The 26,291-nt window shown below is 74.4% G+C and carries 19 protein-coding genes; 10 read left to right on the top strand and 9 right to left on the bottom strand.

Going from position 1 to position 26,291, the window contains the following annotated elements; translation table 11 throughout:
* Positions 1–37 precede the first annotated feature (37 nt).
* From trpB to lgt, 4 genes are all read left to right on the top strand, one after another.
* Positions 38–1,327, top strand: a complete 1,290-nt coding sequence (gene trpB, locus CP977_RS09125; protein WP_062756551.1) for a tryptophan synthase subunit beta — start codon at positions 38–40, stop codon at positions 1,325–1,327.
* Positions 1,324–2,154, top strand: a complete 831-nt coding sequence (gene trpA, locus CP977_RS09120; protein WP_062756552.1) for a tryptophan synthase subunit alpha — start codon at positions 1,324–1,326, stop codon at positions 2,152–2,154. The genes trpB and trpA overlap by 4 nt, the downstream gene beginning before the upstream one ends.
* A 64-nt stretch (positions 2,155–2,218) precedes the next feature.
* Positions 2,219–3,040: a DsbA family protein gene (locus CP977_RS09115; RefSeq protein WP_062756553.1), complete on the top strand. Its 822-nt coding sequence runs from the start codon at positions 2,219–2,221 to the stop codon at positions 3,038–3,040.
* Between the two features lie 99 nt (positions 3,041–3,139).
* Positions 3,140–4,111, top strand: a complete 972-nt coding sequence (gene lgt, locus CP977_RS09110; protein ID WP_152369892.1) for a prolipoprotein diacylglyceryl transferase — start codon at positions 3,140–3,142, stop codon at positions 4,109–4,111.
* A gap of 78 nt (positions 4,112–4,189) precedes the next feature.
* On the opposite strand, the gene CP977_RS09105 is transcribed toward lgt, so the two are convergent.
* The 7 genes from CP977_RS09105 to CP977_RS09075 form a co-directional block, all read right to left on the bottom strand.
* Positions 4,190–5,077, bottom strand: a complete 888-nt coding sequence (locus tag CP977_RS09105; RefSeq protein WP_152369891.1) for an HpcH/HpaI aldolase/citrate lyase family protein — start codon at positions 5,075–5,077, stop codon at positions 4,190–4,192.
* Positions 5,074–6,321, bottom strand: a complete 1,248-nt coding sequence (locus CP977_RS09100; protein WP_152369890.1) for a CaiB/BaiF CoA transferase family protein — start codon at positions 6,319–6,321, stop codon at positions 5,074–5,076. Before CP977_RS09100 ends, CP977_RS09105 begins: the two co-directional genes overlap by 4 nt.
* Positions 6,318–7,238, bottom strand: coding sequence for a ribokinase (rbsK, locus tag CP977_RS09095; protein WP_152369889.1), 921 nt, complete (start codon positions 7,236–7,238; stop codon positions 6,318–6,320). Before rbsK ends, CP977_RS09100 begins: the two co-directional genes overlap by 4 nt.
* Positions 7,235–8,824: an ADP-ribosylglycohydrolase family protein gene (locus CP977_RS09090; RefSeq protein WP_152369888.1), complete on the bottom strand. Its 1,590-nt coding sequence runs from the start codon at positions 8,822–8,824 to the stop codon at positions 7,235–7,237. Before CP977_RS09090 ends, rbsK begins: the two co-directional genes overlap by 4 nt.
* Positions 8,821–10,065: an ADP-ribosylglycohydrolase family protein gene (locus tag CP977_RS09085; protein ID WP_062756558.1), complete on the bottom strand. Its 1,245-nt coding sequence runs from the start codon at positions 10,063–10,065 to the stop codon at positions 8,821–8,823. The genes CP977_RS09090 and CP977_RS09085 overlap by 4 nt, the downstream gene beginning before the upstream one ends.
* The gene (locus tag CP977_RS09080) at positions 9,953–11,323 is read right to left on the bottom strand and encodes an ADP-ribosylglycohydrolase family protein (protein ID WP_152369887.1); all 1,371 of its coding nucleotides are present in this window, start codon (positions 11,321–11,323) and stop codon (positions 9,953–9,955) included. The genes CP977_RS09085 and CP977_RS09080 overlap by 113 nt, the downstream gene beginning before the upstream one ends.
* Before the next feature lie 362 nt (positions 11,324–11,685).
* Positions 11,686–12,681, bottom strand: a complete 996-nt coding sequence (locus tag CP977_RS09075) for an ADP-ribosylglycohydrolase family protein (RefSeq protein WP_062756559.1) — start codon at positions 12,679–12,681, stop codon at positions 11,686–11,688.
* A gap of 257 nt (positions 12,682–12,938) precedes the next feature.
* Here CP977_RS09075 and CP977_RS09070 point away from each other — a divergent pair, with 257 nt between their 5' ends.
* The 5 genes from CP977_RS09070 (at position 12,939) to CP977_RS09050 (ending at position 22,765) form a co-directional block, all read left to right on the top strand.
* Positions 12,939–13,667 carry a VIT1/CCC1 transporter family protein gene (locus tag CP977_RS09070; protein ID WP_030205386.1) on the top strand — a complete coding sequence of 243 codons (729 nt, stop codon included), beginning with the start codon at positions 12,939–12,941 and terminating at the stop codon, positions 13,665–13,667.
* A 440-nt stretch (positions 13,668–14,107) separates the two neighbouring features.
* Positions 14,108–18,670 (top strand): glutamate synthase large subunit, encoded by a 4,563-nt coding sequence (gene gltB / locus CP977_RS09065; protein WP_152369886.1) that lies wholly within the window; start codon positions 14,108–14,110, stop codon positions 18,668–18,670.
* Entirely contained in the window at positions 18,663–20,123 is a 1,461-nt protein-coding gene (locus tag CP977_RS09060) for a glutamate synthase subunit beta (RefSeq protein ID WP_062756561.1), read from the top strand. The genes gltB and CP977_RS09060 overlap by 8 nt, the downstream gene beginning before the upstream one ends.
* Before the next feature lie 187 nt (positions 20,124–20,310).
* Positions 20,311–20,691 carry a VOC family protein gene (locus CP977_RS33995; protein ID WP_167309041.1) on the top strand — a complete coding sequence of 127 codons (381 nt, stop codon included), beginning with the start codon at positions 20,311–20,313 and terminating at the stop codon, positions 20,689–20,691.
* A gap of 397 nt (positions 20,692–21,088) precedes the next feature.
* A complete protein-coding gene (locus tag CP977_RS09050; protein ID WP_062756563.1) occupies positions 21,089–22,765 on the top strand; it encodes a DEAD/DEAH box helicase in 1,677 nt (558 codons plus the stop codon).
* A 116-nt stretch (positions 22,766–22,881) separates the two neighbouring features.
* On the opposite strand, the gene CP977_RS09045 is transcribed toward CP977_RS09050, so the two are convergent.
* Together CP977_RS09045 and CP977_RS09040 are read right to left on the bottom strand one after the other, a co-directional pair.
* Positions 22,882–24,360: an ankyrin repeat domain-containing protein gene (locus CP977_RS09045; protein WP_062756564.1), complete on the bottom strand. Its 1,479-nt coding sequence runs from the start codon at positions 24,358–24,360 to the stop codon at positions 22,882–22,884.
* A 74-nt stretch (positions 24,361–24,434) separates the two neighbouring features.
* The gene (locus CP977_RS09040) at positions 24,435–25,319 is read right to left on the bottom strand and encodes a hypothetical protein (RefSeq protein ID WP_109185722.1); all 885 of its coding nucleotides are present in this window, start codon (positions 25,317–25,319) and stop codon (positions 24,435–24,437) included.
* Between the two features lie 163 nt (positions 25,320–25,482).
* Between CP977_RS09040 and CP977_RS09035 the strand changes: the two genes are divergently transcribed.
* Positions 25,483–26,268 carry a S1 family peptidase gene (locus CP977_RS09035; protein WP_109185721.1) on the top strand — a complete coding sequence of 262 codons (786 nt, stop codon included), beginning with the start codon at positions 25,483–25,485 and terminating at the stop codon, positions 26,266–26,268.
* Positions 26,269–26,291 lie beyond the last annotated feature (23 nt).

Below are 26,291 nucleotides of genomic sequence, written 5' to 3'. Positions count from 1 at the left end.
CGTATCCCGGGGCACCCGCCCCGCGAGGAGCAACCGCATGTCCAGCGAGTTCTTCATTCCCGACCCGGACGGTCAGGTCCCCACCGCCGAGGGCTACTTCGGCGCCTACGGCGGCAAGTTCATCCCGGAGGCCCTCGTCGCCGCCGTGGACGAGGTCGCCGTCGAGTACGACAAGGCGAAGGGCGATCCCGAGTTCGCCCGCGAGCTCAACGACCTGATGGTGAACTACACGGGCCGCCCGAGCGCCCTCACGGAGGTGCCCCGGTTCGCCGGGCACGCCGGCGGCGCCCGGATCTTCCTCAAGCGCGAGGACCTCAACCACACCGGCTCGCACAAGATCAACAACGTGCTCGGCCAGGCCCTCCTGACCAAGCGCATGGGCAAGACCCGGGTCATCGCGGAGACCGGCGCAGGGCAGCACGGCGTCGCCACCGCCACCGCCTGCGCCCTCTTCGGCCTCGACTGCACCATCTACATGGGCGAGATCGACACCCGGCGCCAGGCGCTGAACGTCGCCCGGATGCGCATGCTCGGCGCCGAGGTCGTCGCTGTGAAGTCCGGCAGCCGCACCCTCAAGGACGCCATCAACGAGGCCTTCCGCGACTGGGTCGCCAACGTCGACCGCACGCACTACCTCTTCGGCACCGTCGCCGGCCCGCACCCCTTCCCCGCCATGGTCCGCGACTTCCACCGCGTCATCGGCGTCGAGGCCCGCCGCCAGATCCTGGAGCGCGCCGGACGCCTCCCCGACGCGGCGATCGCCTGCGTCGGCGGCGGCTCCAACGCCATCGGCCTCTTCCACGCCTTCCTCCCGGACACCGGCGTGCGCCTGATCGGCTGCGAGCCGGCCGGCCACGGCGTCGAGACCGGCGAGCACGCGGCCACCCTCACCGCCGGCGAGCCCGGCATCCTGCACGGCTCGCGGTCGTACGTCCTCCAGGACGACGAGGGCCAGATCACCGAGCCGTACTCGATCTCGGCCGGCCTGGACTACCCCGGGATCGGCCCCGAGCACGCCCACCTCAAGGACAGCGGCCGCGGCGAGTACCGGGCCGTCACCGACGACGCCGCCATGCAGGCCCTGCGCCTGCTCTCCCGCACCGAGGGCGTCATCCCGGCCATCGAGTCGGCGCACGCCCTCGCCGGGGCGATCGAGGTCGGCAGGGAGCTGGGCCCCGACGGCCTGATCGTGGTCAACCTCTCCGGGCGCGGCGACAAGGACATGGACACCGCCGCCCGCTACTTCGGGCTGTACGACACCGACGCCGAGGTCGCCGCGGACGCCGGCGCCGACGACACCGCCGAGATCGAGGGGGACGCCAAGTGAGCGGCAACATCGACCTGCTGAGCGACGCCCTCGCCGCCGCGAAGGCGGAGAACCGGGCCGCGCTCGTCGCCTACCTGCCGGCCGGCTTCCCCACCGTCGACGGCGGCATCGCGGCGATCAAGGCCGTCTTCGAGGGCGGCGCCGACGTCGTCGAGGTCGGCCTCCCGCACAGCGACCCCGTCCTCGACGGCCCGGTCATCCAGACCGCCGACGACATCGCCCTGCGGGGCGGCGTCCGGATCGCCGACGTCATGCGCACGGTCCGCGAGGCCCACGAGGCCACCGGAAAGCCGGTCCTCGTCATGACGTACTGGAACCCGATCGACCGGTACGGCGTCGAGCGCTTCACCGAGGAGCTGGCCGCGGCCGGCGGCGCGGGCTGCATCCTGCCCGACCTGCCGGTCCAGGAGTCCGCGCTCTGGCGCGAGCACGCCGACAAGCACGGTCTCGCGACCGTCTTCGTCGTCGCGCCCAGCAGCCGGGACGAGCGCCTGGCCACCATCACGGCCGCCGGCTCCGGCTTCGTCTACGCCGCCTCCCTCATGGGCGTCACCGGCACCCGCGAGTCGGTCGGCGAGCAGGCGGCCGACCTGGTCCGCCGCACCCGCGCCGCCGTCGAACCCGGCCGCACCCTCCCGGTCTGCGTCGGCCTCGGCGTCTCCGACGCCGCCCAGGCCAAGGAGGTCGCCGCCTTCGCCGACGGCGTCATCGTCGGCTCCGCCTTCGTGAAGCGGATCCTCGACGCCGACGGCGACGAGGCCGCCGGACTCGCCGCCGTAAGGGAACTGGCGGCCGAACTCGCCGAGGGCGTCCGCCGGGATTCGTAACCCGTCCGGGTGGATCTGGGGCCGGGGAGGCGCGCACGCGCCTCCCCGGTTCGTTGCGCAGGGCGTGAGCCAGAACAACCGTGGTGACGGAAACCGGAGCGCGCGCGAGCGCCTTCAGCAGCAGCGCGAGCGCGACAAGGCCCGCGACAGGCAGCGACGCGTCCTGATCGTGTCGTCGGCGGTGGTCGGCGTCCTCGCCCTGGCCGCGGTCGTCGGCGTGATCGCCGCGAACGCCGACAAGGGCGGCGGGTCCGACAAGGCGGGACCGGTGGTCGCGCCGACGGGCTCCGTCGAGGGCGACACGCCCGCCATCCCCACCGGCCGGCCGGACGCCCCCGCCACCCTCCAGATCTGGGAGGACTTCCGCTGCCCGGCGTGCGCCCAGTTCGAGAACGTCATGCGGGACTCCATCCACGAGCTGGAGGCCTCCGGCCAGCTCAGGACCGAGTACCACCTCGCCACCCTCATCGACGGCAACATGGGCGGCAGCGGCTCGCTGCGCGCCGCGAACGCCGCCGCGTGCGCCCAGGACGCGGGGAAGTTCACCCCGTACCACGACGCGCTCTACATCAACCAGCCGCAGGAGACGGACGACTCCTTCGGCGACAACAAGAAGCTGATCGAGCTGGCGGCGAAGGTCCCCGGCCTCGACACGCCGGCGTTCCGGAGCTGCGTGGAGGACGGCACGCACGACAGCTGGGTCGTGAAGTCCAACGAGGCCTTCCAGAAGGGCGGCTTCCGCGGCACCCCGACCGTCCTCCTCAACGGAGAATCGATCTTCCCGACCAAGGGGAACGAACAGCTCTCCCCGGAGAACCTGAAGAAGTGGGTCGCCGAGGCCAACAAGGGCAAGAAGCCCGGCACGGCCTCCCCGTCGGCTGGCTGAACCGCCCCCGGCGGGCCCCTCCGCCGGGGGGTTAGTTACCCAGACGTTGCCGGGCGGGCTGCCGTCCCGCCCGGCCGGCAGGGTAGCGTCGGACCTGCCATGGACCTTGCCTACATTCCCAGCCCGTCGACCGGCGTGATCCACCTCGGACCGATCCCGCTGCGCGGCTATGCCTTCTGCATCATCATCGGTGTCTTCGTCGCCGTCTGGTACGGCAACAGGCGCTGGATCGCCCGGGGCGGCACCGCCGGCACCGTGGCCGACATCGCCGTCTGGGCGGTGCCCTTCGGCCTCGTCGGCGGACGTCTCTACCACGTGATCACCGACTACCAGCTGTACTTCAGCGAGGGTGAGAACTGGGTCGACGCCTTCAAGATCTGGGAGGGCGGCCTCGGCATCTGGGGCGCCATCGCGCTCGGCGCGGTGGGCGCCTGGATCGGCTGCCGCCGCCGGGGCATCCCGCTCCCCGCGTACGCCGACGCCATCGCGCCCGGCATCGCCCTCGCCCAGGCCATCGGCCGCTGGGGCAACTGGTTCAACCAGGAGCTGTACGGCCGGCCGACCGACCTGCCCTGGGCCCTGAAGATCACCGAGGGCGCGAACCGCGAGGCCGGGACCTACCACCCGACCTTCCTGTACGAGTCGCTCTGGTGCATCGGCGTCGCCCTCCTGGTCGTCTGGGCCGACCGCCGCTTCAAGCTCGGCCACGGGCGCGCCTTCGCGCTCTACGTCGCCGCGTACTGCGCGGGCCGCGGCTGGATCGAGTACATGCGCGTCGACGAGGCCCACCACGTGCTCGGCCTGCGCCTGAACGTGTGGACGGCGATCGTCGTCTTCCTGCTCGCGGTGACCTACATCGTCGTCTCGTCGCGGCTCCGGCCGGGACGCGAGGAGATCGTGGAGCCGAAGGCCGAGAAGAAGGCGGAAGAGAAGGCGGAGGGCTCGGAGAAGGCCGGGGAGCCCGACGAGTCCGGTGAGGACGCCGACGTGAAGGCGGACGCCTCCTCCGACGACGCCGTCGATCTCGGCAAGGACGGCAAGGACGTGGAGCACGGCGCCGGAAAGAGCTGACCGCCCCCGCCCGCAGCGATCGGAAGGGCCGCCGGAGCCGAAAGGTTCCGGCGGCCCTTCCGCGTACGGGCGTACGGGTCACCCGGCCCGCGAGGCCAGGGCGAGGACCCGGTGGGCGCCCTCCACCACCGCCGCGTCCACGAACCGCCCGTCCGGGAGGGCCAGCGCGCCCTGCCCGGTCGCCGCCACGATCTCCCGGGCCTCCTCGACCTCCTCCGGGGTGGGCAGGTAGGCGCGCTCGATGACCGGGAGCTGGCGCGGGTGGATGGCGGCCCGGCCGAGGAAGCCCATCGCCCGGCCCCGGGCGCAGTCGACGGCCAGCCCCTCCAGGTCGCGGACGTGCGGGTGGACCGACTGCGCCGGGGGCGGCAGGGCGGCCGCGCGGGCCGCGACCACCAGCCGGCCGCGCGACCAGTCGAGCCCCGAGTCCTCCCGTACCCCCAGGTCGGAGCGGAGGTCGGCCTCGCCGAGCGCGATGCCGCGCACGGCGGGGTGGGCGGAGGCGACGGCGTACGCGTTCTCCACGGCGAGGGCGCTCTCCAGGAGCGGATAGAGCGGGAGGCCCGGGGCGAGGCCGGCGATCCGGTGGATGTCAGTGGCGTGTGTCACCTTGGGTACACGGAGACCGCAGAGGCCGGGGAGGGGGGTCAGGACGGGGATGTCGAGCGGGGTGTGGACGCGGACGTGCACCGGGACGGGGTGGACGTCCGAGAGAAGATCGGCCGTGGCCTCCAGGGCGTACGCCTTGCGGTCGGGGGCGACCGCGTCCTCCAGATCGACGATCACGACGTCGGCGCCGGAGACCAGGGCCTTGCGAACCACCTCGGGCCGGTCGCCGGGCGCGTACAGCCAGGTGAGCGGGGTGTGCGGTCCGGCGGTGCCGCTCGCGACGGGCGCGCCGGTCCGCTCGCGGGGGCCGCTGACCCTGCCCAGGTTCCGGACGCCGTGGGCGTGGGTGCCGCTCATACCGCCCCCTGCTCGCGCAGGGCGCCGATCTCGGCGGGGCTGAGGCCCAGCTCGGAGAGGACGGCGGCGGTGTCGGCGCCGTGGGGGCGGCCGGCCCAGCGGATGGCGCCGGGGGTCTCGGAGAGGCGGAAGAGGACGTTCTGCATCCTGATCGGCCCCAGCTCGGGGTCCGCCACCTCGGTGACGGTGCCGAGCGCCTGGTACTGCGGGTCTTCGAGGACGTCCCGGACGTCGTAGACGGGGGCGATGGCCGCCTCCGCCTTCTCGAAGGCCGCCATGGCCTCGTCGCGGGTGTGGCGGGCGATCCAGGAGCCGACCGCCTCGTCCAGGACGTCCGCGTGCGCGGCCCGGCCCGCGCCGTCGGCGAACCACGGCTCGGCGATCAGCTCCGGGCGGCCGACGAGGTTCAGGACCCGCTCCGCGATCGACTGCGCGGAGGTGGAGACGGCGACCCAGGAGCCGTCGGCGGTCCGGTAGGTGTTGCGCGGGGCGTTGTTGCGGGAGCGGTTGCCGGTGCGGGGCTGGACGTATCCGAGCTGGTCGTACCAGAGGGGGTGGGGTCCGATGACGGAGAGCATCGGTTCGATGATCGCCATGTCGACGACCTGGCCGCGGCCGGTCGTCGTCCTGGCGGTGAGCGCGGTCATCACGGCGTACGCGGTGGCCAGGGCGGCGATCGAGTCGGCCAGGCCGAAGGGGGGCAGGGTCGGCGGGCCGTCGGGCTCGCCGGTGAGGGCGGCGAAGCCGCTCATCGCCTCGGCGAGGGTCCCGAAGCCGGGGCGGTGGGAGTACGGGCCGAACTGGCCGAAGCCGGTGACGCGGGCCAGGACCAGACGCGGGTTGGCGGCGGAGAGCTCCTCCCAGCCCAGGCCCCAGCGCTCCAGGGTGCCGGGGCGGAAGTTCTCCACGATCACGTCGGCGTCGGCGGCGAGCGCGAGGAGGGTGTCCCGGCCGCCCGGCGTGGACAGGTCGAGGGTGATCGTCCGCTTGTTGCGGCCCAGGACCTTCCACCACAGGCCGACGCCGTCCTTGGCGGGGCCGTGGCCGCGGGACGGGTCGGGCCTGCGGGGGTGCTCGACCTTGACGACGTCGGCGCCGAAGTCGCCCAGCATCATGGCGGCGATCGGTCCGGCGAAGAGGGTCGCGAGGTCCAGGACGCACAGTCCGTGGAGGGGAGGGAGGGCGGAGCCGTCGGTGTCCGGCGCGTTCTCCGGCGCGGCCTTCGGCGTGGGGGGGGTCGTCATACGGGATCGGCCTCCATGGAGTCGGGGGAGCGGAAGGCCGCTTCGATGTCGACGCGGTACGGCATCGAGGTCGACGCGCCCTCGCGCCGGACGGAGAGCGCGGCGGCGGTCTGCGCCCAGGCGAGCGCCTCCGGGGCCGGGCGGCCCTCGCCGAGGGCGACCGCGAGGGCGCCGACGAAGGTGTCGCCGGCGCCGGTGGTGTCCACGGCCCTGACCCGGGGGGCGGGGACGGCGACCGGTTCGGCGCCGCGCGCCGCGTACAGGCTGCCGGCCGCGCCCAGGGTGATCACCACCTCGGGGACGTCCCGCAGCAGGGCCTCGGCGGCGGCGCGCGGGTCCGCGAGGCCGGTGAGCGCGGCGGCCTCGTGCTCGTTCGGCACCAACAGGTCCGTGGCGGCCAGGAGTTCGGGAGGGAGCGGCTGGGCGGGGGAGGGGGTGAGGACGGTGCGGACGCCGAGGCGGCGGGCGGTGGCGGCGCCCTCGACGACGACGGGGAGGGGGAGTTCGAGCTGGAGGAGCAGGGTGTCGGCGGTGCCGATGAGGGCCTCGTCGCCGTGGGTGAGGGAGGTGACGGTGCCGTTGGCGCCGGGGACGACGACGATCGCGTTGCCGCCCTCGTCGTCCACGACGATGTGGGCGGTGCCCGAGGGGCCCTCGACGGTGCGCAGCAGGTCGGTGTCCACCGCGCAGTGCTCCAGGGTGGCCCGGAGCTGCGCCCCGAAGCCGTCCGTGCCGATCGCGCCGATCATGGCGACCTCGGCGCCGGCGCGGGCGGCGGCGACGGCCTGGTTGGCGCCCTTGCCGCCGGGGATCGTACGGAAGGAGCGGCCGGTGACGGTCTCGCCGAGGGCCGGGGCCCTGGGCACGTAGGCGACGAGGTCCATGTTCGTGCTGCCGAGCACGACGATGCTGGTCATGGGCGTACTGCCTCCAGGTGTGTCAGTTCGGCCAGGGTGTCGAAACCGATCCCGTCGAAGGACGGGACCGAGGTCGCGAGGCGGTTCTTGAGGGGGGAGGTCCAGCGCTCGGGCAGCCGGTCGGGGTGTCCGGCGAGCAGTCCGGCGACCGAACCGGCGGTGGCGCCGTTGGAGTCGGTGTCCCAGCCGCCCGAGACCGCCGCGCAGACGGAGCGGGAGAAGTCGCCGTCGGCGTGGGTGAGGGCGGCGGCGAGCAGGGCGGCGTTGGGGACGGCATGCACCCAGTGGTACCCGCCGAGTTCGGCGTGCAGCCGGTCCACGACGGCGTCGAAGCCCCGGTGGGCGCGGGCCGTTTCGACGCCGAGGCGGACGGCCCCGGCGAGGCGCGAGCGCGGCGGGACCACGGCGAGCCCGGCGGCGAGCGCCCGGTGCACGTCGGCGGTGCCGGACGCGGCCGTGGCGACGGTGGCGGCGACGAACATGGCGCCGTACACGCCGTTGCCGGTGTGGGTGAGCACCGCGTCCCGGTGCGCCTGCGCGGCGGCGGCGACCGGGTCGCCCGGGTGGGTCCAGCCGTGCACGTCGGCCCGGATCTGGGCGCCGATCCACTCGCGGAAGGGGTTGCGGCGGACGGCGGTCAGCGGGGGCTCGACCCCGTCGAGGAGGTTGCGGTAGGCGACGCGCTCGGCCGTGAAGGTGCGGCCGGCGGGGAGCTCGTCGAGCCAGAGGCGGGCGACGTCGGAGGTGGTGAAGCCGCGGCCGTACCGCTGGAGCAGGAGGAGGTTCAGGAGGGGGTAGTTGAGGTCGTCGTCCTCGGGCATGCCGTCGATGTTCTCGGCGAGGGAGGTGGCGGCGGAGCGCCGGTTCCAGGGGTGCGCGGCGAGCAGTTCGGGAGGCACGCCCCGGGCGGTGAACCAGGTGGTGAGGGGCCAGTTGCCGGCGGCGCGGGCGAGGGCGCGGATCGCGGGGAGGGGGAGCTTCTCGACGGGCTTGCCGAGCAGACACCCGACGGCCCGCCCGAGCCAGGCGGCGTGCAGACGGGGGAGGAGGGCGGGGTCGTGCGTCGGCTGGCTCCCCGTGTTCCTCGTGCCCGGTGCGGCGGGGGCGTCTCCGGACCCGGGGGACCTGCTGTGCCCGGGGGCCGTGCCCGGCGCTTCGCGCGGGCGCGGGGAGGCGTCCGGCAGCGGGTGCGGGTGCGGGTGCGGGTCCGGGGTCGGGGCCGCGTGGTCTCCGTGCGGGGGGCCCGGCTGTGGGACCCGGGGCCGCCCGTCGTCCTCGGTTCCGGCTTCGCCGTGAGGAGGCCCCGTGGGGACGGCGGTCAGGGCCAGGATGTCCGGGAGGGCGGTCGGTTCGTGTTTCGCGAGGGGGCTCGGGAGGGCGGCCAGGGTGTCCAGGAGTTCTTCCGCCAGGAGGCGGAGGTCCGGGCGGGGGACGGGGGAGGCGCCGGCCGTGGCCGGGGCGGGCGGGCCGCCCGCCGCCGCCCAGCGGGCCGCCGGGCCGCGGGCGTCGCGCCCGTCCTCCGCCGCCTGCCGCAGCTCGTGGCCCACCAGGTCCTCCGGCTGCACCCAGGTCACACGGAGGTTCACCGGTCCGCGCTCGTCAGCGCCGCGAACGCCGACTCGTGGGCCCGGCGCGCCTCCGCGTCCCGCGCGAAGACCTCGCGGGCGACCCCGGCCAGGGCCCGCGCCGGGGCGTGCAGGTCGAGGCGGCTGGCCTCCGCCACCCGCTTCGCCCACTCGGCGGGCACGGCCGCCTCGCCGTGCAGCGCGCCCACGATCGCACCCGCCATCGTGGCGATCGAGTCGCAGTCCCGGCCGTAGTTGACCGCGCCCAGGACCGTGCGCCGGAAGTCGCCCCCGCCGACGAGCAGCATCCCCAGGGCGATCGGCAGCTCCTCGATCGAGTGGAGCCGGGAGGGCCGCCGGGCGCCGAGGGACGGCGCGCGGTAGTCCGGACCGACCGTGTCGAAGGGGGCGACCGCCCTGCGCAGGGGGACGAGGGCGGTCTCGAAGTCCGTGTGGCCGACGGCCGCTTCGGCCACCGCCTCGATCGCCGCCTCCGTGCCGTCCTTCGCCAGGGACAGGGCCGCGTCCACGACCGAGGCCGGTGTCGCGCCCGGCACGCAGGCCGCCGCCACCGCCGCCGCGAACACGCCCGCCGCCTCCCGGCCGTACGAGGACTGGTGCGCGCCCGCCAGATCGAGGGCCTCGGCGTAGGCGGCCCGCGGGTCGGCGGCGTTGACGAGCCCGACCGGCGCCATGTACATCGCGGCGCCGCAGTTGACGATGTTGCCGCTGCCGGCCTCGCGCGGGTCCACGTGCCCGTAGTGGAGCCGGGTCACGATCCACTTCTCGGCGAGGAAGATCCGCTGGAGCGGCAGAGCCTCGGCCTCCAGCTCCGGGATCCAGACGGGGGAGTTCATGAGCTCGGGGACGAGGTGGTCCGCGACCGCGTACGCGTCGAGGTGGCCGCGGACCTTCTCGTACACCCGGATCAGGGTGTGGGTCATCAAGGTGTCGTCGGTGACGTGCCCGTCGCCCTTGTGGTACGGGGCGATGGGGCGGGCGGTGCGCCAGGCGTCGCCGTTCCAGGGGCCGACGATCCCGGTGACGCGGCCGCCGTGGCGCTCCAGGATCTGCTCGGGGGTGTAGCCCTCGACGGGGCCGCCGAGCGCGTCGCCGACGGCGGCCCCGAGGAGGCTCCCGGTGATCCGGTCATCCAGGGTGGGAACGCCCCCCGGTGCGGTCGGTGTGCTGGGTGTGCTCGGCGTGCTCGGTGTGCTCGGTGTGCGTACAGCCGGGTTGGGCGCGTCCAGTGTGGGTTCCATGTCGGAATTGTCCACCGGGGGTGGCCGGTTCCGTGGCTCCGAGCAGCCCGGCGAGTTCCACCAGGTCGGTCCCCGCGAGCCGGGGCAGCGCGCAGCCCGCGAGGGTCCGGCAGGCCTCGCGCCAGCTCGCCGGGACCGAACGGCCGCCGCCGAGCGCCCCGGTGAGCGCGCCCGCGAGCGCCGGGGCCGAGTCCGCGACCCGGGAGAGGCAGGCGGCGGCCGGTACCGCGGCCGTCATCCCGCCCCGGGCGGCCAGGGCGAGGGCCAGGGCGACGGGGACGGTCTCGGCGGCGGCGACGCCGTAGCTGTAGACGTGGTCCACGATCCGGTGCTCCAGGAGCGGGACCAGGGCGAAGGCCGATTCGGCGGTCCGGGCGAGCTCCACGGCGTGCCGGGCGTTGCGGCCGATCTCGGTGGCGGGCGGGAGTTCGGCGAGCGCCGCCCCGACGGCCTCCTCGGCGCTCGCCCCGCCGAGGGCCGCGGCGACCGCCGCCGCCGTGGCGCGGGCGCCGTGGACGCCGTCGCCGTCCTGGGTGTACCGGGCGTCGAACTCCGCGAGTTCGGCGGCGGCGCGCGGGTCGCCCGGGTGGACGAGGGCCAGGACGGCGGCCCGTACGCAGGCGGCGTCGTCGAAGTAGTGCGGGTTGTCGTGCCCGGTCGCGGGCGGGCGCAGACCGGTGGCGAGGTTGCCGAGGCCGGCGCGGACGGAGATCCGGGCGCGGAGGGGCAGGACGGCGGACTCGACCTCGGGGGCGCGGTCCGCGGCGGCCGCGACCTGCCCGGCGAGGACGTTCCAGGCGAGGTCCACGGCGGCGCGGAGCCGGCGCTCCGGGGGGAGCCCGGCGAGGGCGGGGGAGGTGGAGGCGAGGATCGCCTCGGCGGTGAAGACCGCCCACTCGGCGTCGTCGGAGGGGCCGAGCCGGAGCGGTTCCGGGGGCTGGTTGAGGGCGATGGGGACGGGGAGGGTGGTCGTCGCGTTCTGCTCCGCGAAGGTGTCGAGCTCCCGGGTGAGGCGGCGGGTCCACTCGGGCATCCGCGCGGCCCGGTGCCGCGCGGCGGGCCACCCGGCGGCGTCGCCCGCGGCGATCCCGAGGAGGAGGCCTTCGATCGCGTCGCGGCTTGCGGTGACCTGGGCGGTGACCTGGGCGGTCGGCGTCGTGACCTGGGCGGTCGGCGTCGAGGCCCGGTCGTGCGGGTGCCGTACCGGGGGTGCCGCCGGGTCCTCGTGGATCGCGTCCAGCAGGTCGGTGCCCGGCACCGGGGCCTGTGCCCACCCTCCCCCGGAGGGGGGACCCCCACGCCCAGCGGGACGACTGCCCACAGGGGTGGCGGCGGTGGTGTCCGTGCCCTGTGCGGTGCTGCCCGTAGGGGTGGTGGCGATGCCCGTCCCCTGTGCGGTGCTGCCCGTAGGCGCGCCTGCGATGCCCGCCCCCGACGCGGTGCCCGTGGCGAGTGTCGGTGTGAACGGGGCCGCCCCCGTGGCCGTACCGGTGCCCGAAAGCACCCCCGTCCCCGTGGCCGCAGGCGTCCCCGGCCCCGCAGTCGCAGACGTACCCGTACCCGGGACGGACCCGGTGGATCCCGTTCCCGGCCGAGGCGGCGGGCTCGTCGTGTCCGGGGTCACGCCGCCTCCTCCGGGGTCAGCAGGTCCGCGACGTCCAGGACGTGGTAGCCGCGCATGGAGGGCAGGCAGCTGCCGGTGACCGGGGCGATGGCCGTGGCCCACTCCGCCGGGACCGCCCGGACGCCCGACACCGCGCCCGCCAGGGCGCCCGCGACCGCCGCCGTGGTGTCGGCGTCGCGGCCCATGTTGACGGCGGTCAGGACGGCCGTACGGAAGTCCCCCCGCGCCGCCGCGAAGGCGCCGAACGCCAGGCCCACCGCCTCCGGCGCCAGGTCCGTCCACGGGTAGCCGCCGATGACGACCGCCGAGCGGACCCGGCGCTCACGGACGAGCGGGTCCGGGTGGACCCGCTGGGCCGCCACGACCGCGCGGCGCAGCGAGCGGGCCGTCCACGAGTCCATCGGGACGACGGAGAGCGCCGCCGCGATCACCGACGTCACGCTCGCTCCCGCCATCGCCGCCGCGACCCCCGCCGCGACCGCCTGGCCGCCGTAGATGCCCTCGCCCTCGTGGCTGACGCTGCCGTCGATCGCGACGAGCCGGGCCGCCTCCGCCGGGCGTCCGGCGGCGAACACCCCGAACGGCGCCGCCCGCATCGCGAGGCCGTCGCTCCAGGCGTGCCGGTGCTGCGCGGAGATGGGGGCCGCGAGCCCCCGCCGCAGGTTCTCCAGGGTGCCCCGCTCCGAGAAGCCCGCGCCCCGGAAGGGCCCCTCGTCCAGGTCGGCGATCCAGCGGTGCCAGGCCCGCTCGACGTGGCGGACGGTGAGGGCCGAGCCGTGCCGGGCGAGCAGCAGCCCCGAGAAGACGGCGTACTCGGTGTCGTCCGTGCCCGCCGGGCTCTCCGTCACGAAGCCCTCGATCCGGCCCCAGCGGCGGCGGATCTCGGAGGGCCGCATGTTCTCGGCGGGCGCGCCGAGCGCGTCGCCGACGGCGAGGCCGAGGAGCGCCCCCCTCGCCCGTTCCCGCGTGTCGCATGCCGTGGTGGTGACCATGTGCGGCGGCTCCTTCCTCGGGGAGGCGCACGGTCGGCGCCCCGTCGCCTGGATCTGTGCCACCACCGCCCGCGAACTCGCCGAAGAAACGTCTCTGTCACCCGCCTGACACCCCGCCAGGAACCGGTCCGCCGGTGAGGCGAGCCTCAGTAAGTACGGCCTGCCTTGCTGGCGAGCCCCTTACATCGAGCGTATTTTCGAGGGTAGTCGAGGGGGAGGCGGGCCCGTTCCGGTCCGCCCCGAAAGAGGGGAGCACCATGTCCGTCATCGAGGCCCAGGCGCCACTGCACGAGGCCCACCGCGACAACCACACGCACCGCGACGTGAACGGCGGTTGGCTCCGTCCGGCGGTCTTCGGCGCGATGGACGGACTCGTCTCCAACCTCGCCCTGATGACCGGCGTCGCCGGCGGCGCGGTCTCCTCCGGCACCGTCGCCGTCACCGGCCTCGCGGGCCTCGCCGCCGGCGCCTTCTCCATGGCCGCCGGCGAGTACACCTCCGTGGCCTCGCAGCGCGAACTCGTCCAGGCCGAACTGGACGTCGAACGGAGCCAGTTGCGCAAGCACCCCGTCGACGAGATGGAGGAGCTCGCCGCGCTCTACGTCTCCCGGGGCGTCGAGCCCGCGCTCGCCCGCGAGGTCGCGATGCAGCTGTCGAAGGACCCCGAGCAGGCCCTGGAGATCCACGCCCGCGAGGAGCTGGGCATCGACCCCGACGACCTGCCGTCGCCCGCGGTCGCCGCCGTCTCGTCGTTCGGCTCGTTCGCGCTCGGCGCGCTGCTGCCCGTCCTGCCGTACCTGCTCGGGGCGACCGCCCTCTGGCCGGCCGTGCTGCTCGCCCTCCTCGGGCTCTTCGCCTGCGGCGCCCTGGTGGCCCGGGTGACCGCGCGCGGCTGGCTCTTCAGCGGCCTGCGCCAGCTCGCCCTCGGTGGCGCCGCCGCGGCCGTCACGTACGGACTCGGCATGCTCTTCGGTGCCGCCCTGTAGCCTCCGGGGCCCCGGGGCGCCCCCTCTTTTCCGGACACAAGCCGCACATCGCCTGTGACGTATCTCCCTGGCCCGATCCGCCGCCTCGATGAGACACTATGCGGAGCGCCACATACCTAGCCGGTTACCCGGCGGTTTCGAACCCGTGACCAACGGGAAAGAGGCATGAGCGCCAGTGGGCAACGAAGCCCACTCAGCGACGGCTCGCCGGAGATCCGGAGATCGTGCGGATCCCCTCGATCCGTCCCCGCGGGACAGTGCCTGTCGCCGCACCCCACAGGTGAACCAGTACCACCGCTGCGTGTCGGCGGTGTCCGCATGTTGGAACGCGCTATCCGCTTCGCGAGAAGCCCGCCATCATGTAACCTGCACGAAATTTCGCGGAGGGCCAACGTCGTCCCTCGGCATCTGCATATGCCACGACGACGACGGGAGAGCCGATGCGTTCCGACGCCTGGTCGCCCATGGACGGTCGCCCCGCTCCGCAGGGGATGTACGACCCCCGTAACGAACACGACGCCTGCGGTGTCGGGTTCGTGGCCACCCTCACCGGTGTAGCCAGCCACGCGCTGGTGGAGCAGGCGCTGACCGTACTGCGCAATCTCGAGCACCGCGGCGCCACCGGCGCCGAGGCCGACTCCGGTGACGGCGCGGGCATCCTGCTCCAGGTCCCGGACGCCTTCCTCCGCGAGGTCGCCGGATTCGAGCTCCCCGAGGCCGGCGCGTACGCCGTCGGCATCGCCTTCCTCCCCGAGGACGGCATCGACGCCACCGTCGCGAAGATCGAGGGCATCGCCGCCGAGGAGGGCCTGAACGTCCTCGGCTGGCGCGAGGTCCCCGTCGCCCCCGAGCTGCTCGGCGCCTCCGCCCGGTCCACCATGCCGGTCTTCCGCCAGCTCTTCGTCGCCGACGGACAGAACACCGGCATCGCGCTCGACCGCAAGGCCTTCGTCCTGCGCAAGCGCGCCGAGCGCGAGGCCGCGACCTACTTCCCGTCGCTCTCCGCCCGCACCCTCGTCTACAAGGGCATGCTGACCACCGGCCAGCTGGAGCCCTTCTTCCCGGACCTGTCGGACCGCCGCTGCGCCACCGCCGTGGCCCTGGTCCACTCCCGGTTCTCCACCAACACCTTCCCGAGCTGGCCGCTGGCCCACCCGTACCGCTTCGTCGCCCACAACGGTGAGATCAACACCGTCAAGGGCAACCGGAACTGGATGACGGCCCGCGAGGCCCAGCTCGCCTCCGACACCTTCGGTGACGGCTCCCTGGACCGGATCTTCCCGATCTGCACCCCGGACGCCTCCGACTCGGCCTCCTTCGACGAGGTCCTGGAGCTGCTCCACCTCGGCGGCCGCTCCCTGCCCCACGCGGTCCTCATGATGGTCCCGGAGGCGTGGGAGAACCACGAGAGCATGGACCCGGCCCGCCGCGCCTTCTACCAGTACCACTCCACGATGATGGAGCCCTGGGACGGCCCGGCCTGCGTCACCTTCACCGACGGCGTCCAGGTCGGCGCGGTCCTCGACCGCAACGGTCTGCGCCCCGGCCGCTACTGGGTCACCGACGACGGCCTCGTCGTCCTCTCCTCCGAGGTCGGCGTCCTCGACATCGACCCCGCCAAGGTCGTCCGCAAGGGACGCCTCCAGCCCGGCAGGATGTTCCTCGTCGACACCGCCGAGCACCGCATCGTCGAGGACGACGAGATCAAGGCCGCCCTCGCCGCCGAGCACCCCTACGCGGAGTGGCTGGAGACCGGCGAGATCGAGCTCTCCGACCTCCCCGAGCGCGAGCACGTCGTCCACACCCACGCCTCGGTCACCCGCCGCCAGCAGACCTTCGGCTACACCGAGGAAGAGCTGCGCGTCATCCTCGCCCCGATGGCCCGCACCGGCGGCGAGCCCCTCGGCTCCATGGGCACGGACTCCCCGATCGCGGCCCTGTCCGCCCGCCCGCGCCTGCTCTTCGACTACTTCACCCAGCTCTTCGCGCAGGTCACCAACCCGCCGCTGGACGCCATCCGCGAGGAGCTCGTCACCTCGCTGCGCTCCTCCCTCGGCCCCCAGGGCAACCTGCTCGAACCGACCGCCGTGTCGTGTCGCAGCGTCACCCTGCCCTTCCCGGTGATCGACAACGACGAGCTGGCCAAGCTCGTCCACATCAACGCCGACGGCGACATGCCCGGCATGAAGGCCGCGACCCTCTCCGGCCTCTACCGGGTCTCCGGCGGCGGCGACGCCCTCGCCGCCCGCATCGAGGAGATCTGCGCCGAGGCCGACACCGCCATCGAGGGCGGCGCCCGCCTCATCGTGCTCTCCGACCGGCACTCCGACGCCGAGCACGCCCCGATCCCCTCGCTGCTGCTCACCGCGGCCGTCCACCACCACCTCATCCGCACCAAGCAGCGGACCAAGGTGGGCCTGCTCATCGAGGCCGGCGACGTCCGCGAGGTCCACCACGTCGCCCTGCTCATCGGCTACGGCGCCGCCGCCGTCAACCCGTACCTCGCCATGGAGTCCGTCGAGGACCTGGTCCGCGCCGGCACCTTCATCGAGGGCCTGGAGCCCGAGCAGGCCATCCGGAACCTGATCCACGCCCTCGGCAAGGGCGTCCTCAAGGTCATGTCCAAGATGGGCATCTCCACCGTCGCCTCCTACCGCGGCGCCCAGGTCTTCGAGGCCGTCGGCCTCGACGACGAGTTCGTCGCCACGTACTTCAACGGCACCGCCACCAAGATCGGCGGCGCCGGCCTCGACGTCGTCGCCCAGGAGGTCGCCGCCCGCCACGCCAAGGCGTACCCCGCCTCCGGCGTCCCCTCGGCGCACCGCGCCCTGGAGATCGGCGGCGAGTACCAGTGGCGCCGCGAGGGCGAGCCGCACCTGTTCGACCCGGAGACCGTCTTCCGCCTCCAGCACGCCACGCGCAACAAGCGGTACGACATCTTCAAGAAGTACACCGACCGGGTGAACGAGCAGTCCGAGCGGCTGATGACCCTCCGCGGCCTCTTCGGCTTCGCCACCGAGGGCCGCACCCCGATCTCCCTCGACGAGGTCGAGCCCGCCTCCGAGATCGTCAAGCGCTTCTCCACCGGTGCCATGTCGTACGGCTCCATCTCCAAGGAGGCGCACGAGACCCTGGCCATCGCCATGAACCAGCTCGGTGGCAAGTCCAACACCGGCGAGGGCGGCGAGGACCCGGAGCGCCTGTACGACCCGGCGCGCCGCTCCTCCATCAAGCAGGTCGCCTCCGGCCGCTTCGGCGTCACCAGCGAGTACCTGGTCAACGCCGACGACATCCAGATCAAGATGGCCCAGGGCGCCAAGCCCGGCGAGGGCGGCCAGCTGCCCGGCCACAAGGTCTACCCGTGGGTCGCCAAGACGCGTCACTCGACGCCCGGCGTGGGCCTGATCTCCCCGCCGCCGCACCACGACATCTACTCCATCGAGGACCTGGCGCAGCTGATCCACGACCTCAAGAACGCCAACCCGGTCGCCCGCATCCACGTGAAGCTGGTCTCCGAGGTCGGCGTCGGCACGGTCGCCGCGGGCGTCTCCAAGGCCCACGCGGACGTCGTCCTCATCTCCGGCCACGACGGCGGCACGGGCGCCAGCCCGCTGACCTCCCTCAAGCACGCGGGCGGCCCCTGGGAGCTCGGCCTCGCCGAGACCCAGCAGACCCTGCTGCTCAACGGCCTGCGCGACCGGATCGTCGTCCAGACCGACGGCCAGCTCAAGACCGGCCGCGACGTCGTCATCGCCGCGCTGCTCGGCGCCGAGGAGTTCGGCTTCGCCACCGCGCCGCTCGTCGTCTCCGGCTGCGTCATGATGCGCGTCTGCCACCTCGACACCTGCCCGGTCGGCATCGCCACCCAGAACCCGGTCCTGCGCGACCGCTTCTCCGGCAAGGCCGAGTACGTCGTCAACTTCTTCGAGTTCATCGCCGAGGAGGTCCGCGAGCTCCTCGCCGAGCTGGGCTTCCGCACCCTCGAAGAGGCCGTCGGCCACGCCGAGCTGCTCGACACCAGCCGCGCCGTCACCCACTGGAAGGCCCAGGGCCTCGACCTGGAGCCCCTCTTCCACGTGCCGGACCTCCCGGAGGGCGCGGTCCGCCACGCCCTGGTCGAGCAGGACCACGGCCTGGAGAAGGCCCTCGACAACCAGCTGATCGAGCTGGCCGCCGAGGCCCTGAACGCCCCCTCCGCCGAGGAGGCCCAGCCGGTCCGCGCCCAGGTCGCGATCCGCAACATCAACCGCACGGTCGGCACCATGCTCGGCCACCAGGTGACGAAGAAGTTCGGCGGCGCCGGCCTCCCGGCCGACACGATCGACATCACCTTCACCGGCTCCGCCGGCCAGTCCTTCGGGGCCTTCCTGCCGAGCGGTGTCACCCTCCGCCTGGAGGGCGACGCCAACGACTACGTCGGCAAGGGCCTCTCCGGCGGCCGCGTGATCGTCCGCCCCGACCGGGGCGCCGACCACCTGGCCGAGTACTCCACCATCGCGGGCAACACCATCGCGTACGGCGCGACCGGCGGCGAGCTGTTCCTCCGCGGCCGCACCGGCGAGCGCTTCTGCGTCCGCAACTCCGGCGCCCTCGTCGTCTCCGAGGGCGTGGGCGACCACGGCTGCGAGTACATGACCGGCGGCACGGCCGTCGTCCTCGGCGAGACCGGACGCAACTTCGCGGCCGGCATGTCGGGCGGCGTCGCCTACGTGATCGACCTCGACCGGGACAACGTCAACTCCGGCAACCTGGGGGCGATCGAGGCCCTGTCGGACACCGACGCCGCGTGGCTGCACGACGTCGTGCGCCGCCACCACGAGGAGACCGGCTCCACCGTCGCCGAGAAGCTCCTCGCCGACTGGGACGCCGCCGCGGCCCGGTTCAGCAAGATCATCCCCACCACGTACAAGGCAGTGCTCGCCGCCAAGGACGCCGCTGAGCTCGCCGGTCTCTCCGAGGCCGAGACCACCGAGAAGATGATGGAGGCGGCGACCCATGGCTGATCCGAAGGGCTTCCTCACCACCGGCCGCGAGGTCGCCGAGACCCGTCCCGTCGCCGAGCGCGTCCGCGACTGGAACGAGGTCTACGTCCCCGGCTCCCTGCTGCCGATCATCAGCAAGCAGGCCGGCCGCTGCATGGACTGCGGCATCCCGTTCTGCCACAACGGCTGCCCCCTCGGGAACCTGATCCCCGAGTGGAACGACTACGCCTACCGCGAGGACTGGTCGGCGGCGCAGGAGCGCCTGCACGCCACCAACAACTTCCCGGAGTTCACCGGCCGCCTCTGCCCGGCGCCCTGCGAGTCCGCGTGCGTGCTCGGCATCAACCAGCCGGCCGTCACCATCAAGAACGTCGAAGTCTCCATCATCGACAAGGCCTGGGACGGGGGCGACGTCAAGCCGCAGGTGCCCGAGCGCCTCTCCGGCAAGACCGCCGCCGTCATCGGCTCCGGCCCGGCCGGCCTCGCCGCCGCCCAGCAGCTCACCCGGGCCGGCCACACCGTGGTCGTGTACGAGCGCGCCGACCGCATCGGCGGCCTGCTGCGCTACGGCATCCCCGAGTTCAAGATGGAGAAGCGGCACATCAACCGCCGCATCGAGCAGATGCGCGCGGAGGGCACCAAGTTCCGCACCGGCGTCGAGGTCGGCCGCGACATCACCGCCACCGACCTGCGCAAGCGGTTCGACGCGGTCGTCATCGCCGCCGGCGCCACCACCGCCCGCGACCTGCCCGTCCCCGGCCGCGAGCTGAACGGCATCCACCAGGCGATGGAGTACCTGCCGCTCGCCAACAAGGTGGTCGAGGGCGACTTCGTGGCCCCGCCGATCACCGCCGAGGGCAAGCACGTCGTCGTCATCGGCGGCGGCGACACCGGCGCCGACTGCGTCGGCACCGCCCACCGCCAGGGCGCGGCCTCCGTCACGCAGCTGGAGATCATGCCCCGCCCGGGCGAGGAGCGGAACCCGGGCCAGCCCTGGCCGACCTTCCCCATGCTGTACAAGGTCACCTCGGCGCACGAGGAGGGCGGCGAGCGGGTCTACTCCGTCTCCACCACCCACTTCGAGGGCGACGAGGACGGCAACGTCCAGTTCCTCCACCTCGTGGAGGTCGAGTTCGTCGACGGCAAGCTGACCCAGAAGCCGGGCACGGAGCGCAAGATCCCCGCCCAGCTGGTCACCCTCGCCATGGGCTTCACCGGCACGGACGTCCAGAACGGCCTGGTCTCCCAGTTCGGCCTGGAGCTCGACGAGCGCGGCAACATCGCCCGCGACGCGGACTTCGCCACCAACGTCGACGGCGTCTTCGTCGCCGGCGACGCCGGCCGCGGCCAGTCGCTCATCGTCTGGGCCATCGCCGAGGGCCGCTCCGCCGCCCGCGGCGTGGACCGCCACCTGACCGGCGCCAGCTCCCTGCCGGCCCCGATCCGCCCGACGGACCGTGCCCTGACGGTCTGACCCGACCGGATCACCCCCCGAACGTCCCGTACAACGACGTACGGAACTGAGCGCGGCGCCCTCCCGACCTGTCCCCGACCGGACGACTGGGAGGGCGCCGCGGCGCGTTCGGCGGCGGGGGCGCGGGGAAGCGGACCGGGCCGGAAACCGGTGGCCGCCCGCCCGGCCCGGCGGGGATCATGGCGCCATGACCTCTCTCGTACGCCACGTCACCATCGACTGCGCCGACGCCTACTCCCTCGCCTCCTTCTGGGCGCAGGTCCTCGGCTCCAAGGTCTCCGACGAAGACGAGCCGGGGGACGAGGAGGCGCTCGTCGAGTCGCCCGGGGCCTCCCTCCTCTTCATCCAGGTGCCCGAGCCGAAGGCGGCGAAGAACCGGGTCCACCTCGACCTCCAGCCGCAGGACCGCACCCGCGACGAGGAGGTCGAGCGGCTGATCGGACTCGGCGCGACCCTCCTCGACGACCGGCGGAACCCGGACGGCACCGGCTGGGCTACCCTGGCGGACCCCGAGGGCAACGAGTTCTGCGTCGAGCGCAGCCGGGCGGAGCGCGAGGCCACCGCCTGACCCCGGAGCGCCCCGCCCGGACGGCCCGGCGCGGCGACGGCGCGCCCCGAAACTGTGAGGTGGGCCACGTCGGGAGCGGCTGGGCTGGGCCGATCCGTCCGGGCATCGGGCGGGCGGGGCGGGAAGGTCCCGGGGCGCACTATTGTTCCGGTAGAGACGACCGGAGCCGTGGTACGGGTCGGACGCAGCACGCGTCGGCCGTGACACGCCCTCCGGCGGCAGAAGCAGGAGACGGCCGGGACCCCCACGGAGTGTCCCGGCAGCAGCAGACAGACCGGAGCCCGCACCGCGCGCTCCGGACAGAGCAGCCGGGGCCCGCATCGCGCAGGTGCGGGCCCCCGCTGCGCCGCGCACCCGGCCAGCAGGGCTCGGCGGCGCACCGGCCAGAAAGGCACGAATGACCCGCTCCGAGCGCCCCCACAAGCGCGGCCCCCGCACCGCGCAGGCGAAGTCCACGTCCCAGCCGAAGGCCTCCCGCGGCGGCCGCCGTCCCGCCGCGCCCCCGCCGCCGAGCGAGTTCACCCCGCCGGTGTCGGTGACGCCCGCGCTGCCCCCGGTGGCCTCCTTCGCCGACCTCGACATGCCCGAGGGCCTGCTGCGGACCCTCGGCGAGCAGGGCGTCACGGAGCCGTTCCCGATCCAGGCCGCGACCCTGCCGAACTCGCTCGCGGGCCGCGACGTGCTCGGCCGGGGCCGCACCGGCTCCGGCAAGACCCTCGCCTTCGGCCTCGCCCTGCTCGCCCGCACCGCGGGCCGCCGCGCCGAGCCGACCGCGCCCCTCGCCCTCGTCCTGGTGCCCACGCGCGAGCTCGCCCAGCAGGTCACCGACGCCCTCACCCCGTACGCCGGTGCCCTGCGGCTGCGGATCACCACCGTCGTCGGCGGCATGTCGATCACCCGGCAGTCGTCCTCGCTGCGGCGCGGCGCCGAGGTGCTCATCGCCACCCCCGGCCGCCTCGCCGACCTCATCGACCGCGGCGACTGCCGGCTCGACCAGGTGGCCGTCACCGTCCTGGACGAGGCCGACCAGATGGCCGACATGGGCTTCCTGCCGCAGGTCACCAAGCTCCTGAAGCAGGTCGAGCCGGGCGGCCAGCGCCTGCTGTTCTCGGCCACCCTCGACCGGAACATCGACCGTCTGGTCAAGATGTTCCTGGACGACCCGGTCGTGCACTCCGTGGACCCGTCGGCCGGCGCGGTCACCACCATGGAGCACCACGTCCTGTACGTGGCCGACGAGACCGACAAGAAGGCCGTCACGCTGCGGATCGCGGCCCGCGACGGGCGCACGATCCTCTTCCTCGACACCAAGCGGTCCGTGGACCGCCTGGTCAAGCGGCTCCTCGCCAACGGCGTACGGGCCTCCGGCCTGCACGGCGGGCGCTCGCAGCCGCAGCGCAACCGGACCCTGGACCAGTTCAAGAACGGGCAGGTCACCACGCTCGTCGCGACGAACGTGGCGGCCCGCGGCATCCACGTCGACGACCTCGACATGGTCGTCAACGTCGATCCGCCGATGGACCACAAGGACTACCTCCACCGCGGCGGCCGCACCGCCCGCGCCGGCGAGTCCGGCAGCGTCTTCACCCTGGTCCTGCCCGACCAGAAGCGCGACATGGGCCGCCTGATGTCGAACGCGGGCATCAGCCCCCGCACGGCGCAGATCAAGTCCAGCGACGAGGAGCTGGCCGAGCTCACCGGCGCCCGGGAGCCCTCGGGCGTCCCGGTCGTCATCGAGACCCCGCAGCCCACCCCGCCCCGCAAGCCGGCCGGGTCCGGCGCCGGTGCCGGGAACGGCGGCGGTCGCCGCCGTCGCCGTCCGGCCGGATCCGCCCCCGTCGGCGCGTCCACCGGCTCGACGCGCGGCTCCGCCTCCGGTACGGGTACGGGCGGGGGCCGCGGTTCCGGTACGGGCGGCGGCCGTGCTGCCGGTACGGGCCGGGGCGCGGGCACCGGTCGCGCCGCCGCCTCGACCTCCGCTTCCGCCTCCGCCGGGGGCGGTCGCGGCGGGCGCCGGACGGCGGGCACGGGTCGCCCCCGCGCCCCCCGGCAGCGGCCGGCCGACAACACGTAATCCCGTACGGATCCGGACGCGGGCGGTGTCGTGACCACGGCGCCGCCCGCGTCCGGCACCGCACGCCCCTAGTCGTTCGACCTGATCGACTACGGCTGCTGAGCGTCCGGCGGTGCTCAGGTCCGGCGCGGGGCCGTCCACTCCAGGCGGGTCCTGACCCGGGGGTCCCGGACGTGTTCGAGGGCGGCGAGCGCCGTCTCGCGCGCCGCGCCGTCCGCCTCGCCGTCCCCGAGGACCGAGGCGAGGGCGTCGACGGCGCGCGGGTCCTGGCGGATCGCGAGCCCGCGCGCCGCCTCCGCCGCCGTCTCCGGGTCGGGGTCGGCGAGCCGTTCGGCAAGTCCCTCCCGTACGAGCGGGGTGTCGTCGGGCAGTTCGGCGAGCGCGAGCGTCGCCCAGTCCCGCACCCGGGCGTCGCCGTCCCGGCTCAGCGCGAGCAGCACCCCCAGGGCCTCGACGTGCCCGGCCGGGACGATCCCGGCCAGGGCGCCCGCGACGGCCCCGCGCACCACCGCGTCGGGATGCCCGGCGGCCGCGAGCAGTTCGGGCACGGCCGCCGGGTCCCCGCACTCCCCGAGCGCCGTCACCACCGACAGGAGCGGCTCCCGCGCGGTCCCCGCGGCGCCCGCCGGTTCCGCCGCGAGCCGCCGCAGGACCGGCACGGCGCTCTGCGCGAACCCCGGCAGCGCACCCAGGACCCGCGCGCCGAGCGCCCGCCGCAGCGGATCGCGGTAGGCGCACCAGCCGGCCGCCGCCACGAAGGTCTCCTCGTCGGCCCGGCCCGCCAGTTCGGCCACCGCCGTCGTCCAGTCGTCCAGCGCGGGGTCGCCGCAGCGCAGCGCCCGCGCCGCCAGTTCCTCCACGGGGGTGCGCACGCCGAGCGAGGCCTCCAGGAGCGTGGCGATCGCCGCGTGCCCGGTCTGCCGGTCGTTGCCGCGCCCGGGGGCGCCGTCCTCCCGCAGCAGCTCCACGACGACCGTGATCCCGCCGTCCTCCCGGACCCGGCGGACCACCGCCTCGTACGTCTGCCCGCCCTCGTTCCCGGCGACGAGCCCGCGCCGCAGCTCGGCCGCGATGTCGGCGCCGATCCACCGCCGCGCCTCCCGCAGCGCGGCCTCCCGGCCGCCCGCCCCGTGGTCCAGGAGCGCCCGCACGCAGCCGGTGGAGCCGCGCCGGGCGGCGGCGAGGAGCGGGGCGAGCCCGTCGGGGCCGCGCCGGTCGGGGTCGGCGCCGTGCTCCAGGAGGAGCCGCGCGACGTCGGCGTACCCGAGCCGCAGGGCCCAGGTCAGGGCGGTGAAGCCGTACCCCTCCTCCTGGTCCGCCGCCGCGCCCGCCGCCAGCAGCGCCCGTACCGTCTCGGTGTGCCCGACGCAGGCCGCCCCGCACAGCGGCAGGTCGCCGTCCTCCTCGCCGCTGCCCCGGCCCGGATCAGCCCCGGCGGCGAGCAGCACCCGCACGATTCCGGCCTCGCCGCCGACGGCCGCCCGGTACAGGGCGGTCTCGCCGTCCTCCCGCCCCTCGGGGTCGGCCCCTTCCCGCAGGGCCCGTACGGCCCCGTCCTCGTCGCCGTGCAGGATCGCGTCGAACAACGTGCTCATGCCCCGACCCTGACCCGCCGTCGGCACATGGCGCAAATCGATTCCCGAAGGAGCCCGGGACCGGGGACGCGGTCTCAGGACGCGCACTCCAGGACCGTGCCGCACGTCCCGCACCGGACCCGCAGCGTCCGCCCGGCCGGGATCCGCAGCCGCTGACGGCAGACCGGGCAGGAGAAGGAGACGCGGGTGGCGGGGGCCCCGCCGTCGAAGGCGTACGGGGCGTCCTCGCCGGCCCGGCCCCGGCGCCGCTCCCAGACGTACCGGCCGCGCTCGATCCGGCCCGCCCCGGCGAGCGGCGGCGCCGTCCGCTCCCGGGCGGCCTCCGCCCGGCCCCGCACCCACGCGTCGTACGCCACCTGGCTGGTGAACCACGGCGAGGGGTCCTCGCCGAAGACCTCGGCCCGCTTGGCGAGGACGTAGCCGAACTCCTCCGGGGTCAGGTAGCCGAGCTTCTGGTGCTCGACGCCGTCCTCGCGGTACGCGTCGAGCAGCAGCCAGCCGGCGCCCAGGTAGGCGGCGGCCACGTCGGTGAGGATCTCGTTCTCGGCGGTGCGCGGGAAGCGCAGGTCGAGGCGGTGCAGCAGCACGTGGGTGATCTCGTGGGCGAGGACCGCCCCCACGTCCCTGCGGCGGGTCCGGAAGCGCTCGTGCACCTCCACGAAGTACTCGGGGCCGGGCGCGAGTTCGACGGTGCCGGCGTGCTCCATCCGCCGGAAGGTCACCACGATCCGGGCCTCGGGCAGCCGCAGGTGCCGGACGAGGGCGCGGGCCACCCGCTGGGTCCCCAGGTGCAGGTCCTCGCCGTCGCCGAGGGCCACGTCGTCGGCGGTCACGCTCGTCGGCCAGGCGCGCACGCCGTCGGGGGAGAGGCGGCGGTGGAGCGCGGTGAGCGAGGCTTCGACCACGGCCCGGTGCGGAAAGCCGTGGACGACACGGTCGGCCTCGTGACGGTGCGGCATGCCGGATCCCCCCTTCCGTTCACTGTACGGTCCCTCACATCGCATCTGGCCGAAAAGGCTTCCTTGTGACGGCGGTTGAGCGCTGTTCATAATGCGGACCACACCTTGACGAGCGCATGTCACAAGTCGTCGAGGTCGACCCCCCACGAGAGAAGGCAGATACGTGAAGAAGAACAGAGTGGTCCGCGCGCTCCAGAAGCTCGCCGCCGCCGGCGCCGTCGTCCTCGCGGCCGTCAGCCTCCAGCCCACCACCACCGCCTCCGCCGCCCCCGCGCCCGTCGTCGGCGGCACCCGCGCCGCCCAGGGCGAGTTCCCCTGGATGGTCCGGCTCTCCATGGGCTGCGGCGGCTCGCTGATCAGCCCGCAGGTCGTCCTCACCGCCGCCCACTGCGTGAACGGCTCCGGCAACAACACGAGCATCACCGCCACCGCCGGAGTCGTGGACCTCCAGAGCAGCAGCGCCATCAAGGTCCGGTCGACCAAGGTCCTCCAGGCCCCCGGCTACAACGGCAAGGGCAAGGACTGGGCCCTCATCAAGCTCGCCACCCCCATCACCTCGCTGCCCACCCTCAAGCTCGCCGAGACCACCGCCTACAACAGCGGCACCTTCACGGTGGCCGGCTGGGGCGCCGCCCGCGAGGGCGGGGCGCAGCAGCGCTACCTGCTCAAGGCGAACGTCCCGTTCGTCTCCGACGCCTCCTGCCGGGCCTCCTACGGCAACGACCTCGTCCCCTCCGAGGAGATCTGCGCCGGCTACGCCCAGGGCGGCACCGACACCTGCCAGGGCGACTCCGGCGGCCCCATGTTCCGCAAGGACAACGCCGGCGCCTGGGTCCAGGTCGGCATCGTGAGCTGGGGCCAGGGCTGCGCCCGGCCCAACTACCCCGGCGTCTACACGGAGGTCTCGACCTTCGCCGCCGCGATCAAGTCCGCCGCCGCCACGCTGTAGCGGCACCCCGTGAACGGGCGCTC

The sequence above is a fragment of the Streptomyces cinereoruber genome (genome assembly GCF_009299385.1).
GTDB classification, from domain to species: domain Bacteria; phylum Actinomycetota; class Actinomycetes; order Streptomycetales; family Streptomycetaceae; genus Streptomyces; species Streptomyces bikiniensis.
This window is presented reverse-complemented; position numbering and strand designations above follow the sequence as displayed.